This is a genomic window from Massilia paldalensis (assembly GCF_044901715.1).
Lineage (GTDB): Bacteria > Pseudomonadota > Gammaproteobacteria > Burkholderiales > Burkholderiaceae_D > Telluria > Telluria paldalensis.
In genome coordinates this window covers 1-13,094 of sequence record NZ_JBJCIU010000012.1, presented here as the reverse complement: position 1 = coordinate 13,094, position 13,094 = coordinate 1, and the positions used below count along the sequence as shown (strand labels likewise).

Annotated in this window: 13 protein-coding genes and 1 pseudogene; 4 read left to right on the top strand and 10 right to left on the bottom strand. The window is 65.2% G+C overall.

Going from position 1 to position 13,094, the window contains the following annotated elements:
• Window positions 1–24: 24 nt before the first annotated feature.
• Both ACI1V7_RS27320 and ACI1V7_RS27315 read right to left on the bottom strand, forming a co-directional pair.
• On the bottom strand, window positions 25–471 hold the full coding sequence (locus ACI1V7_RS27320; protein ID WP_404535654.1) for a putative zinc-binding protein: 447 nt from the start codon (window positions 469–471) through the stop codon (window positions 25–27).
• 88 nt (window positions 472–559) lie between these two features.
• Complete coding sequence (locus tag ACI1V7_RS27315; RefSeq protein WP_404535651.1) at window positions 560–964, bottom strand: ribonucleotide reductase subunit alpha; 405 nt, start codon at window positions 962–964, stop codon at window positions 560–562.
• Window positions 965–1,120: 156 nt separating this feature from the next.
• Between ACI1V7_RS27315 and ACI1V7_RS27310 the strand changes: the two genes are divergently transcribed.
• From ACI1V7_RS27310 to ACI1V7_RS27295, 4 genes are all read left to right on the top strand, one after another.
• Window positions 1,121–1,792, top strand: coding sequence for a Crp/Fnr family transcriptional regulator (locus ACI1V7_RS27310; RefSeq protein WP_404535648.1), 672 nt, complete (start codon window positions 1,121–1,123; stop codon window positions 1,790–1,792).
• A 170-nt stretch (window positions 1,793–1,962) separates the two neighbouring features.
• On the top strand, window positions 1,963–3,141 hold the full coding sequence (locus ACI1V7_RS27305; RefSeq protein ID WP_404535645.1) for an NnrS family protein: 1,179 nt from the start codon (window positions 1,963–1,965) through the stop codon (window positions 3,139–3,141).
• Between the two features lie 18 nt (window positions 3,142–3,159).
• The gene (hemN, locus tag ACI1V7_RS27300) at window positions 3,160–4,554 is read left to right on the top strand and encodes an oxygen-independent coproporphyrinogen III oxidase (protein ID WP_404535642.1); all 1,395 of its coding nucleotides are present in this window, start codon (window positions 3,160–3,162) and stop codon (window positions 4,552–4,554) included.
• Between the two features lie 375 nt (window positions 4,555–4,929).
• Window positions 4,930–6,471 carry a diguanylate cyclase gene (locus ACI1V7_RS27295; protein WP_404535639.1) on the top strand — a complete coding sequence of 514 codons (1,542 nt, stop codon included), beginning with the start codon at window positions 4,930–4,932 and terminating at the stop codon, window positions 6,469–6,471.
• A gap of 17 nt (window positions 6,472–6,488) precedes the next feature.
• Here the strand turns inward: ACI1V7_RS27295 and ACI1V7_RS27290 are convergent, their stop codons facing one another.
• The 8 genes and pseudogenes from ACI1V7_RS27290 to ACI1V7_RS28385 all read right to left on the bottom strand — a co-directional run.
• Complete coding sequence (locus tag ACI1V7_RS27290) at window positions 6,489–7,286, bottom strand: c-type cytochrome (RefSeq protein ID WP_404535636.1); 798 nt, start codon at window positions 7,284–7,286, stop codon at window positions 6,489–6,491.
• Complete coding sequence (locus tag ACI1V7_RS27285) at window positions 7,283–8,887, bottom strand: cbb3-type cytochrome c oxidase subunit I (RefSeq protein ID WP_404535719.1); 1,605 nt, start codon at window positions 8,885–8,887, stop codon at window positions 7,283–7,285. Before ACI1V7_RS27285 ends, ACI1V7_RS27290 begins: the two co-directional genes overlap by 4 nt.
• A 16-nt stretch (window positions 8,888–8,903) precedes the next feature.
• The gene (locus ACI1V7_RS27280) at window positions 8,904–9,455 is read right to left on the bottom strand and encodes a cupredoxin domain-containing protein (protein WP_404535633.1); all 552 of its coding nucleotides are present in this window, start codon (window positions 9,453–9,455) and stop codon (window positions 8,904–8,906) included.
• A 1-nt stretch (window position 9,456) separates the two neighbouring features.
• Window positions 9,457–9,633 (bottom strand): hypothetical protein, encoded by a 177-nt coding sequence (locus ACI1V7_RS27275; RefSeq protein ID WP_404535630.1) that lies wholly within the window; start codon window positions 9,631–9,633, stop codon window positions 9,457–9,459.
• 13 nt (window positions 9,634–9,646) lie between these two features.
• Window positions 9,647–10,939, bottom strand: coding sequence for a c-type cytochrome (locus tag ACI1V7_RS27270; RefSeq protein ID WP_404535627.1), 1,293 nt, complete (start codon window positions 10,937–10,939; stop codon window positions 9,647–9,649).
• Window positions 10,936–11,670: a c-type cytochrome gene (locus ACI1V7_RS27265; RefSeq protein ID WP_404535624.1), complete on the bottom strand. Its 735-nt coding sequence runs from the start codon at window positions 11,668–11,670 to the stop codon at window positions 10,936–10,938. Before ACI1V7_RS27265 ends, ACI1V7_RS27270 begins: the two co-directional genes overlap by 4 nt.
• A gap of 260 nt (window positions 11,671–11,930) precedes the next feature.
• Entirely contained in the window at window positions 11,931–12,926 is a 996-nt protein-coding gene (locus ACI1V7_RS27260; RefSeq protein WP_404535621.1) for a diguanylate cyclase domain-containing protein, read from the bottom strand.
• 57 nt (window positions 12,927–12,983) lie between these two features.
• Window positions 12,984–13,094 (bottom strand): annotated as a pseudogene (locus ACI1V7_RS28385) (IS6 family transposase); the annotation flags it as partial.

Sequence of the window (13,094 nt, the reverse complement as noted above, 5' to 3'; positions counted from 1 at the left end):
AAGCTGGCGCTTGTCACTCTTACCTCAGGCTGGTTGAAGCAAACCGCGATCCCTGCGATCCGTGTTCTCGCGCTCGTCCTCGTTGTCGCTCTCCTGGCGTGCCACGAATTCGCGCAGTTCGAGCGCCACGCGGCCGGCGAGCACGCCAGCCTGTTCCTGCTCGAACTGTGCGTGGTAGCGCTTACGCACGCCATGCTCGCCAAGCTGCCAGTGCAGGGTCGGCGTGATCCCGTGCCGCGCCAGGCAGTGGCGCACGCATTCGAGCCGGCAGCCATCGATCGCGGCGACCGGGCGCCCGGACTTGGCCAATTTGACCAGCGATGGCACGTCGCCGCCCACGCCGGCGATGCAGGACATCTCGGCCATTTCATGGCGGTCCAATTCGAGCGCAATGTGGTTCGCCATCTGCGCCGCGCTGGAACAGCCGGAGCAGGCATACACGAGGGGGAAGGTAGTGCGGTTCTTGGCCATGTGGGGCCTCCTTTCGGCGCTTGAACAGGCGCCGTCGATGGCGCTGTGCCATTCTCGAGCCGCTATCCGGACTCCGCCTTAAACGGGTTTAAGAAAAACGCACGACATGCCCTTGCGGATCGAAGGCAAGGAAGCGCTCGACGGCCCCGCGGTGAACTGCATCGACCATCATCTTCAGGCCGCGGTCGACCTGGGCTGGCTGGGGGAGCCGGGCATGTTCGCCTGCGAGAGCGGCCACGAAGACCATGTCCCATGGCTGGCCGGTCTGGCGCGATTCCTCCGCGAGCGCGTAAAAGTCCTTCAGTTCCGTCGCTCCCTTGTCGACGCACATGACCGGCGCCAGCGCGCCGCCGCGCCGCTGTTCGAAACGCCTGGCCTGGCCAGGCGTGTGCTGCTGCGGCAGCTCGGCCACGGCGAACACGAACAGCAGGCGCTGGGGCTCGGGCTGGGCGCGCGCGGCGCGAAGGAAGTCGGAAAAGTCGGCAAGCTGCATGATGGGTACGGGCGATGGTGAGGATTCGGTCATTGTAGGGAAGGCCGGGCCGCCTGCCTGTCGGCACGACGGTCTACGCCGGCTAGTTCTTCCGGCGGATGTCCGTGGCGCGTCGGTCCTTGCGACAATGGCAGCATCCCCTTGCCTGGAGCACTCGTGCCCGCCATCGAACCCGCCGTCTTCCTGCGCCGCCTGCCATTGTTCTCCGACCTCGGCGAGGACGAACTGCGGGCCATTGGCGCCCGGGCATCCGAGCTGCACGTGGCGCGCGGCGGCGCCATCTTCGAGCGCGGCGATCCTTGCCGTGGCTTTCATACGGTGCTCTATGGCCAGGTCAAGCTGGGATTCATCTCGCCGCACGGCGACGAGAAAGTCGTCGAAATACTGGGACCGGGAAAGAGCTTCGGCGAGGCGGTCATGTTCATAGACAAGCCGTATATCGTCGGGGCCACGGCGCTCGAAGACTGCCTGCTGCTCCATGTCGAGAAGGAAGCGATTTTCGCGCAGCTGGAGCGCAGCCCGGCGTTTGCGCGCCACATGCTGGCCGGGATGAGCCGTCGCCTGCACGGCCTGGTGTCGGATGTCGAAGCCTATACCCTGCATTCAGGGACCCAGCGCCTGGTCGGCTACCTTCTCAAGGATGGGCCGGCATCGGGCGAGACCGTCAGGCTGGGCGTCAGCAAGCGCCTGGTCGCTTCGCGCCTGAACATCACTCCCGAGTACCTGTCGCGCGTCCTGCACGACCTGGCCAGGCGCCAGCTGGTGCGGGTCGACGGCCGCGAGATCGAAATCCTGGACGCCGCCGGCCTGCGCGCCTACGAGGGCTGAAGTCGCAACACGTGCAGGTTTTATTTGAAAGCCTTGATCCAGTTTATGAAAAGGCTGGCCCTTCGGCTTTTGGCTGGGTGGGTCTAGTTCGTTTGGCCGATTGCCGGCGCCTGGAGGGGCTTTTACCATGCTTGGCAAATACCACTTCCCAGGAGAACCTCGTGGCCCTCATGTCCATTGAAGAAGCCAGCCCGGCACCCGCCAGGCAGCGTGGGCCGGCCCTGTTCGCGCTCGGGTTCCGCCCCTTCTACCTGCTGGCGGCCGCTTTTGCCGCGCTTGGCCTGCCCTTGTGGACCGCGGCCCAGGCCGGGTGGCGGGTGCCGGTCCGCGTCGACATGCTGTGGCACATGCACGAGATGGTGTTCGGCTTCGCGCTGGCCGTGGTCGTGGGCTTCCTCTACACCGCGGGCTACAACTGGACCCAGCTGTGGACGCCGCGCGGCGCGCGGCTCGCCACCATCGCCGGCCTGTGGGTGGCGGGCAGGGTGTCCATGCTGGCCGCGCCGCCGGCGCTGGCGGCCGCGGTCGACCTGGCCTTCCTGCCGGCGGCCACGATCCCCTTCTACCGGGTCCTGAAGCAATCCGGCAACCGCCGCAACATGTTTTTGGTCCTTCTGCTCGGCCTGCTGGCCCTGGCCGACGCGCTGTACCACGCCGCGGTCCTTGGCTGGCTGGCGCTCGATCCGCTCAAGCCAGTGCATGCGGCCATCATGCTGATCGTCGTGATGGAGGTCGTGATCGGCGGACGCGTGATCCCGATGTTTACCCGCAACGCGGCGCCGGGCGCCAACCCGGTGCAGCGGGCGCGCCGCGACCAGCTCGCGCTCGGCCTGACGGCCGTGGCGGGCGCTAGCTGGGCTTGCGGGCTGCCTGCCCTCGCCACCGCGCTGCTGGCGTCGGCCGCCGCCCTGGCCCAGGGCCAGCGCCTGGCCGGCTGGCAGCCATGGCGCACCTGGCGCTATCCGTTGCTGTGGATCCTGCACCTGTCGTATGCCTGGATCCCGTTCGGCTTCATGCTGCTGGCGCTGGCGCAGTTCGGCATCGTGAGCGAGAGCGCGGCCCTGCATGTGCTGACGGTTGGCGCGCTAGCCGGCCTGATCATGGGCATGATTACCCGTACCGCGCTCGGCCACACTGGCCGCCCCTTGAAAGCCGGCCGCGCGGAAGTGCTGATCTTCGTCCTGGTGCAGACGGCGGTCGTGCTGCGCTTTGCCGCCGCTCTCCTCCCGTCCTGGCGCACGGCCTGCCTGGTGCTGGCCACGGCCTGCTGGAGCGCCGCCTTCCTCGCCTACCTGGCTGTCTACCTGCCCTATCTGTCGTCGGTCCGCGCCGATGGGCGTGAAGGCTGAACCGCTTCTGGAGCAAGCATGCAAGACAAGCTCGAATTCGATCCCGAACTGATCACGCGCATGAGCCGCCAGGGCCCGCGCTACACCTCCTATCCGACGGCGGACCGCTTCACACCGGCGTTTACGGCCGCAGACGCTGCCGCTGCGGCAGGCGCAGGCGCGCCAGGCCGGCCGCTGTCGCTGTATGTGCACATTCCCTTCTGCCAGTCGCTCTGCTACTACTGCGCGTGTAACAAGATCATCACCCATGACCGCGCCAAGGCGAGCCGCTACCTGGGCTACCTGATGCGCGAGATCGATATGCAGGCGCGCCAGTTCGCCGATGGCGGCCTGGTCGAGCAGTTGCACTTCGGTGGCGGCACCCCGACCTACCTGAGCGACGCCCAGATGGACGAGCTGCTGGGCCACATGCGCCGCCGCTTCGCGTTCGCGCCGGGCGATACCGGCGAGTACTCGATCGAGATCGATCCCCGTACCGTCGATCCGGCGCGGATTCGTACGCTGCGGCGCCAGGGTTTCAATCGACTGAGCCTGGGCGTGCAGGATTTCGATGAGCACGTGCAGCGCGCCGTCAACCGGCTTCAGCCCGAATCGATGACACGCGAAGCGATCGCGGCGGCCCGCGAAGCCGGGTTTCGCTCGGTCAGTGTCGACCTGATCTATGGTTTGCCATTCCAGGACCTCCACACCATGGCGGCGACCCTGGACAAGGTCATCGCGCTGTCGCCAGACCGCCTCTCGGTCTACAACTACGCCCACATGCCGCAGCTGTTCAAGGCGCAGAAATTAATCCGCGACGAAGACTTGCCGGATGGGGCCACCAAGCTGGCGATGCTGGGCCTGTGCATCGAGCGCCTGTGCGCCGCCGGCTACGTGTATATCGGCATGGACCATTTTGCGAAACCGGACGACGAACTGGCGCGTGCCCAGCGCGCGGGCACGCTGCACCGCAATTTCCAGGGCTACTCGACCCACGCGGAACTGGACATGCTGGCCTGCGGGGTGTCGGCCATCAGCGCCGTCAACGGCACCTACAGCCAGAACGAGAAATCGCTCGAAGCCTATTACGCCCGCATCGACGCCGGCGAGCTGCCCGTCGCGCGCGGCATGGCGCTGACGGTGGACGACCTGCTGCGCCGCGACCTGATCCAGAAGCTGATGTGCGATTTCGCGCTCGACACCGCGGCCCTGGGTGCGCGCTGGGAGATCGATATCGCAAGCTATTTTGCCCCCGAGTTCGCGAAGCTGGCGGAGCTGGAGCAGGATGGCCTGGTCGAACTTCGGCCGGCACGGCTCCAGGTCAGCGCCCGGGGACGTCTGCTGATCCGCAACGTCTGCATGGTGTTCGACAACTACATGGGAAAACCGGACGCGGTGCCGCTGCAGCGAGTGCAATATTCGCGCACGATCTGACGGCGCGTGACCGACGCGGTGCGGGGCGATCCACAGTACGCATGTCCAGCATCGCGAAGATTGATTGGACGAGGCTTGTCCGATGTAGCATGATGTGAGCGTCTCCTCCACGATTCTGCCCGCGCCTAGCGGGCATTTTTTTGTTCCTCGGTTGTCTTCGGAGTCCAATCCAGATCGGTACAGGTCTTGTCATATTGACAGCTTCCGGCCCAAGCTGTTGCAAATTTGCTTTTTATGGCCCAGCGAGCCGAGATGTCTTTACAATGTAGGGCTTTGTACCGATGGATTGACGGCGCACCAAGCACGGCGCCGGTGCGGACAGCGGCGGTTCTCTTGACGGGGTGAAGATTGATACGAGGCGGGGCAAGCGCAGTGTTGGCGTCCGAACTGGGCGGCACGGAACATGAATCCGTGCGGAGCCTGTTCGAAGAGCGGCGCCCATTGAAGCTGGCCACGGTTTCATTGATCGTCCTCACATGCCTGCTGTCCGTCGTGGTATTAAGCTGGAGCGTGCTTCATACCAAGTCCCTTGAACTCAAGAACGCATCGATTTCGGCGTCGAATACGGCGCTGACGCTCGCAAATCAGGCGAGTTCCTCGTTCAAGGTTGCCGACACGGTTCTCGTGGCCCTCGTCGACAAGGTCGAGGTCGAAGGCTGGTCGGCGCTTAGCATCGACCGCCTACGTGCGCTGATGATGAAGCAGATGGCGGACCTGCCATCGCTGCAAGGCCTTTTTATCTATGACGCCCAAGGCCGCTGGATCGTCAATTCAGCCGGCAAGCAATTCGATGGCCGCAACAACGCTGACCGGGCGTACTTTCAATACCATCAACGGCACCCCGGGCGCAGCGTGCACGTTGGCGCCCCCATCATTGGACGGACAAGCGGAGCCTGGATCATTCCCGTTTCACGACGCATCGACCATCCGGACGGCAGCTTTGCCGGCGTCGCGCTCGCAACGATCAAAATTGATTTCTTTCGAAAGATTTATGAGCGCCTCGATCTGGGCGAAGCCAGCCGTATCTTCGTCACCTTGGATGGGAATACCCTGCTGCTTCAAATCCCATTCCTAGCTAGCGCCATCGGCGCACAGCAGATTCCAGCCCTCGTGTCTCACACCCATGGAGCCGCCACCAGTACGACCAATATCGAGTTGGACGGCGTGCGCTATATCGTAAGCCGGGCCCGAGCCGGAGAATACCCTGTGGACATCACATTATTACGGCCTGAGCGCCTCGTCCTGCGCCCGTGGCTGGAATCGGCAGGCCTGGCGTATCTGGCCTTGGTATCGCTGATTACCGGTCTGGTGTTTCTGGGGCGGCGCGTCGTGCGCCAACTGAGCCTGCGCGACCATCTCGAGCGGACGCTCCTAACCACGACGCTTGCTCTGGAGACCGCGAACAATGGCTTGTCGACGATGGCTTATATCGATGGCCTGACGGATTTGTTCAACCGCCGGTATTACGAACAGGCCTTCGAGCAGGAGTTCCAGCGCGCGCTACGCGATCATACCTCCCTTGCTGTCTTGATGATCGATGTCGACAATTTCAAGAAGTTCAACGACCGCTATGGCCACCTGTCGGGCGACGAAGGCTTGCGGATGGTCGCCCGGTCGATTATTCGTGGACTGCGAAACAAAGGCGAGTTCGCCGCGCGCTACGGTGGCGAAGAGTTTATCGTTGTCCTTCCCAACACCGACCTGCATACGGCGCACGATGTGGCCGAGGCGATTCGTGCAGAAGTGCTGCGCTGCGAGGTCGAGCATCTAGATTCTCCAACCACGTTTTTGACCGTCAGTATCGGCGTCGCTGCGGTATGTCCTGGAACGTGTGACTCCAAATCGAATCTTGTGGCCGCTGCAGACGCGGCGCTTTACCGAGCAAAGTCAGCCGGCAGGAATCGGGTCTCGGCTTGAACACTGCACCGGCCTGCTTAGCGTGACGCGTAGTACTTTGCCAGCAGGTCGATCTCCTGTTCGGTCAGCTGATGCGCCGCATTGCGCATTTGCTGGTTGATGTCGTTGGCCCGGCGCCCCGATTTGAAGGCTTCGAGCTGCTTGCGCAGGTAGGCTTCCGGCAGCCCATCGAGGATCGGGGTGGCGGCGCGTGCCACTCCTGGGCTGTGGCAGGTGGCGCAGGCGCCGATGTTGCGCATCGGCGAGCCGTTGCTGACCAGGCGCGGCACTTCGGGGGCCAGGGCGGCGTGCCGGATCAGGGTCTCGCGGGTCTGCTGCGAATAAAAGGCGGCGAGGTCGCGCATGTCCTGGTCCGAGAGATTGGTCGCCAGCGGCTGCATCACCGCGCTGATCCGGTGGCCCGATTTGTAGTCGCGCAGCTGCTTGTAGGTGGACGAGGGCGGCTGGCCGGCCAAATGCGGCGCGTCGGTGCCGCTTGATGCCGTGCCACGCGCGCCATGGCACATCGAGCACTGCAGGGCCAGCGTGGCCCCGCGCCCGACCGAGACGGCATCCGGTGGTCCCATCATTTCATTGCTGACGATGACGCTGCTCGGGAACACCGCCCTCTCGTCGGGCAGGCCGGCGTTCTGGAAGGTCCGCGGCGCGCCGGCGGCGCTGCAGATCGCGTCCCACAGCGACAGATTCGGATCCTGCGCATGCGCGCGCGGCAGCCACACCAGGCCGACGAAGGCGGCGGCCAGGAAGATGACGAGCAGCGCGCCGACGCTGATCGTGAACCAGCGGTTTTTGAAGGAAAACAGCGGCTCGTTCATGGCTTGCCTCCTACTGGCACCGCCGGTACCGAGGTTTCCTTCAGCGAAGCCAACTGGGCGATCGGGTAGCCGTAGTTGACGATCGACAGGCCGATCATCAGGGCCAGCCACAGCCCGTAGCTGTTCAGGGCCAGCGGCAGGCGGCCGCTCGCATGCACCGGCTGGGCAAAGCGGAACTCGGGCAGGTCGACAACGCGGTCGCGGTGGCCGCGCAGCAGCACCAGCAGGAACAGCAGGCCCGAAATGCACATCAGCAGGCCGCCCACGAAGCTGATCAGGACAGTCACGGCTTGCGGCGCGATCTCCGGATTCGTGTAGTCGAAGTAGGCCATGCGGCGCGGCATGCCCATCACGCCCACGACGTGCCAAGGGAAGGTGAGGATGATCATGCCGATGAACCACAGCCACAGCTGGGCCTTCATCATCCCGCCCTGCACCAGCGCGCGTCCAGTCAGGTGGGGCCACAGGTCATAAGCCACGGCGAAATACATGATCACGATGGCGCCCGCGAAGATCAGGTGGAAGTGGCCGGTGATCCACTGCGTGTTGTGGACCGCGAAATCGAGCTGGTAGCTCATGTTGATCAGGCCGCCCGCGCCGCCGAAGCCCAGCAGGATGAAGGAAAACGCCACCGCCAGCATCATCGGGTTATGCCAGGGCAGCGCCTTGACCCAGCCGAACAGGCCGGTGCCGCCGCGCAGGCGCCCGGCGATCTCGACCGAGGCCGTGATGGTGAAGATGGTCAGCAGGGTCGGCACCGAGACCATGGCCGTGAACACCGCATGCAGGAACTTCATGCCCGAGCCGACCTGCGGGTCCTGGAACAGGTGGTGGATCCCGATCGGCATCGAGAACACCAGAAACAGGATGAACGAGATGCGGCCCATGACGTCGCTGTACAGGCGTCCGCCGATGGCGCGCGGCATCAGGGTATAGAAGGCGATGTAGGCCGGCATCAGCCAGAAGTAGACGATCGCGTGCAGGGTCCAGGAAAAGAAGACCCGCGCCAGACCCGCGTCGATGGTCGACTTGAAGCCGAGCGCCACCGGCAGGATCAGGAACAGGATCTCGATGGCGGCGCCGACCGAGGTCCAGGCCCACAGGTAGGCGCCGGCCAGGTTGGCGAACATCGGCAGCGGCACGGCTTCGCCCGGATGCGCCTTCTTCCAGACCCGCAGGTTGACCGACATGAGCGCCACCCAGATCCAGGAACCGACCACCACCAGCACCACACCGATGTAGTAGGCGGGGTGCGCGATCAGCGGCGGGTAGAAGGTGTACAGCACCGAGGCCAGGCCCACCGACACCGGCGCCATCGCGACCACGGTCCCGAGCAGGACCAGGATGAAGCCGGCCCAGGCCCAGCGCTTGCCCACCAGCGGCTGCTTGAGCGCCAGTTCGACGATGGCATAGCCGAAGCCCATCGCCACCAGGGTCGGGAACACATAGCCCATGGCCGAGCCGTGGGCGGTGACGGAACGGTAGTAGAGCTCGGGGTTGCCGATCCAGTCGCGCAGCGGACTGCGGATGTACATCTGCCATTCGCCCAGCAGCAGGGCGACGAAGAATGCGGCGAAGGCGACCCAGAAGTGGAACAGCACCAGCCGTTTGGTCTCTTTACTGAACACAGCTCATCCTCCTTCCTGCCTGGGCCTGGGCCATACGCGCGAACTCGGCCTTGTCGACGACCTTCACGTGGGCCCACATGGCGGCGTGGCCGGTGCCGCAATATTCGTGACAGGGCATCACGTGTTCTCCGGTGTGCTCGAACTTCGTCCGGAAATTCGAGATGTAGCCGGGGATTAGCATCATGTTCACGTTGCTGTTACTGACCGAGAAGCCGTGCACGACGTCGGCCGCGGTGCCGCGGAAATGCAGCGGCGTATTCGCCGGCACCACGATGCACTGGGGCGTGAACGAATACTGGTTGGCCACCACGCGCACCGTCACCGAGCCGTCGGGTTCGAGGCTCGAGCCCAGGTTGGTCTCGACGAATTCGCCCGCGATGTGCAGCGTGGTCGGGTCCACGGTCTCGGTGCGGGTCGGCGGCATTGCGGCCCAGTGCAGGCTCATGTAGGCCATCATCGCGACCAGGAACAGGATGATCGCGCCGACGATCCAAGCCCAGCGTGTTTCGGCGCTTGCTGCAACCTCGTGTCCGGCTGCCATCTCAGTCTCCCCCGCGCGCCACGAAGACCAGGAAATAGAAGGCGATCCAGATCGCCATCACGATGGCAAGGGCCGCGCCGGCCAGGGCGAAGGCGCCGCCCGGGCCCCGGGCGACGATGGCGTCGACGCGCTGCTGTTCGGCCGCGTCGTTGTTCGTTTCGGTTGGTTCGAAAAACACGTGCCCTCCTCCTTCACTCGACCGTGGCCGAGCGCAGCTCGTTGACTTCGCGCGCCGTGACCGGCGCCCCGCGGTTGCCCCAGGCGGTGCGGATGAAGGTCACGACCGCCGCGATCTCGTTGTCGTTCAGGTCCTGGGCGAATGGCGGCATCCCGTAGGGCATGGGATTGCGGCGCGTGCCGGGCGGGTAGCCGCCATTGAGCACCATGCGGATCGGATTCACGGCCGAGCTCATGCCGATCGACTGGTTGCGCGCCAGCGGCGGGTAGTGCGGCAGCTTGCCACGGCCTTCGGCGCCATGGCAGTTAGCGCAGCGCTGGGCGTAGATGCGCCGGCCTTCGCTGTAGGCTTGATTGATGTCGGCGCGCGCGGGCGACGAGGCCGGGTCCGAGGCGGGGCCCTGGTCCGCCGGCAGGCTCTTGAGGTAGACCGCCATCGCGCGCACGTCCTCGTCGGTAAGGAACTGCAGGCTGTTGAAGGTCACTTCGGCCATCGGCCCGTACACGGTGCCGCGGTTGGACACGCCCATCTGAAGCAGGTCGACGATGTCCTGCAGCGCCCAGTCGCCCAGGCCTGCTTCGCGGTTGGAAGTGAGCGAGGGCGCGTACCAGTTCTGCATCGGGATCAGGCCGCCCTGGAAGGCTTTTTCCTGCGACGAGCCGCCCAGCGCATTGATGGGGGTATGGCACATCGCGCAGTGGCCCAGGCCCTGCACCAGGTAGGCGCCGCGGTTCCATTCGACCGACTTGCTACGGTCGGGCTGGTATTCGCCTTCCTGGAAGTACAGGGTGCGCCAGCCGATCAGGAGTGCCCGGTTGTTGTAGGGGAAGCGCAGCTCGTGTTCGCGCGACGGCTGGCGCACCGGCGGCACGGAGCGCAGGTAGGCGAAGATGGCGTCGCTGTCGGCGCGCGTGACCTTGGTGTAGGAGGCGAAGGGCATCGCCGGATACAGCAGGTAGCCCTTGGGCGAGCGGCCGGTGTGCATCATGTTGTAGAAGTCGTCCGCGCTCCATTTGCCGATGCCGGTCTCGCGGTCGGGCGTGATGTTGGGCGCGTACAGGGTGCCGAAGGGCGTCGGCATGGCGCGGTTGCCGGAGAAGATTTTCTGGCCCGGCACCGTATGGCAGGCGATGCAGTCGCCGGCCTGGGCCAGGTACTTGCCGCGCTCGACGATGGACTGCTGCGCTGCCTGCCTGGCCGGGGCCTTGTTCTGCGCCAGTGAAGGCGCCACCCAGGCGGCGCCGGCGGCAAGTAGCGCCAGCAGGCTTGCCGGCAGCAGCTTGCGGAGGATGGAATGCGCGTTCATCGGCTGGCCTCCTGCTTTTGCGGTGAGGTCTGCGGCTGGCTGCCGCAGGCGATCGGCAGGCGCATGCCGGGCTGGTGGAGCGGACGCGAGCTCGTTACCGGCACCGAGGCAAGGTAAGCCGAGACGGCCGCCACCTCGGATTCGCTCAGGCTGGAGGCGACGAGCTGCATGCAATCGGGCGCCAGCGCGGTGCGCACCCCGTAGCGCCAGGCGCCGAGCTGGGCGCTCACGTAATCCGCGCGCAGGCCCAGCAGGCCCGGGATGCCCGGCTCGCGCCCGCCCAGCTCCTGGCCGTGGCAGGTGATGCAGGCCGGGACCTTCTTGGCGGGGATGCCCTGCGTGACGATGCGCTGGCCCTCGGCCAGCTGCTGCGCCGGGCGGGCCACCGCCGGCTGCACCAGCGGCGGCGGATTCAGGGCCGCGAAGTGTTCGGCCATCCGCATCAGGTAGGCGTCGGGCAGGTAGGCCAGCAGGTAGTTCATCGGCACGTACTTGCGGCGCCCGTCGCGGAAGGCCACCAGCTGGTTGTACAGGTAGCCGGCGGGCTTGCCGGCCAGGCGTGGGAAATAGACGTTCTCGACGCCGCGCCCCTGCGCGCCGTGGCAGCCGGTGCAGGCCTGGACCCGGGCCTCCATGGTGTCCGGGATGCGGTCGGCGGCAGTGGCCTGGCCGAACGCGGCGCCGGCATGCACCATCAGTGCGACAGCGAAGGAAGTAGTCAGGAATTTCATCCGAAAGACTCCGGTACGTCACCGTATTGACGGTCAACGTATCACAGCATTTGGCGTGTGGCGCGCACGACTGTGTGCTTGTTCAGAGGGCGCGATCGATTTGACGAATGTGACTGGAAACAGGGGCGCAAAGGCCGAAAAAATCTACCGAATTTACCAACTGCATACGTAGCGGAAATTGATTGTCTGCCGTTAAACGCCGCGTGCGTCCACCGGCACGACGACGCTGACATGGTCGTCCGAACGGTCGATACGGCGCGTCAGCCTCTGGTGTCGGCAAGCGTCATGCTGGGCCGCTTCAAGCCACGTCCCGGGCAGGCATGCCAGAAACGTCCCTGACCTCGACGATGCGATAGCAATTCTTGCCGGCGCGCTTGGCGGCATACATGGCCTGGTCGGCGCGCTCGATGAGGTAGCCCGGCTCGAGCCTGCCCACACGGGGGGACAAACGCCACCCCGATGCTGGCCGACACCTGCAGCGCGCGGCCCTTCAGGTGCAAAGGCCGGGCGCAGGCCCGCTGCATTCTCTCCAGGAAGGGAATGCAATCGGCATCCTTCTGCAGGTTCTGCAGCAGGATGACGAATTCGTCGCCGCCCACCCTGGCAAGGGTATCGTCCTCGCGCATGCAGGCCTGCATGCGCGCCGACAGGGCGACCAGCAACTCGTCGCCCCAGGCGTGTCCGAGGCGGTCGTTGACTTGCTTGAAGCCGTCGAGGTCGACGTAGGCCACGGCCAGGGGGGTCTGGCGCCCTTGCGCCGCGGCCAGCGCCTGGTTCAGCCGTTCCATGAGCAGGCGCCGGTTGGGCAAGCCGGTCAGCACGTCGTAATAGGCCAGCCGTTCGAGTTCAAGGTGGTCGGTGCGCTGGGCCGTGATGTCGGTGAAGATGCCGACATAGCACTCGGTGCGGCCCTGCTCGTCACGCACCGCGCTGATGGTCAGCAGTTCGGCATAGACTTCGCCGCTCTTGCGGCGGTTCCATATCTCCCCATGCCAGTAGCCATCGGTGAGCAGCGTCTGCCACAGCGACCGATAGAAGCTGGCACTCTGGCGGCCGGATTGCAGGATGTTCGGGCTCTGGCCCACCACCTCGTCCCGGCGGTAACCGGTAATGCGGACGAAGGATTCGTTGACGTCGAAGATGCGTCCTTCCGGCGTGACGAAGAGGATGCCTTCGCGTGCATGCTGGAACACGGCGGCGGCGCGGCGCAGCGACGCACCAGGTGCCGCGAACGCTGGCTGGTCGGCAAGAGGCATGGTTCTGGTGCAAATTTTGGATGAGGGAGCGCAGACTGAGGCGAATGCCCCGTGAGTTCAAGCAGCTAGGACAGCTGCCCAGATTTCGGGCGGAGTTTGCCCCTGAGTTGCCAGCGCACGCAAGTCAAACTGGCCTTTGCGAATACGATGCATAAGCTCAACGCCTTG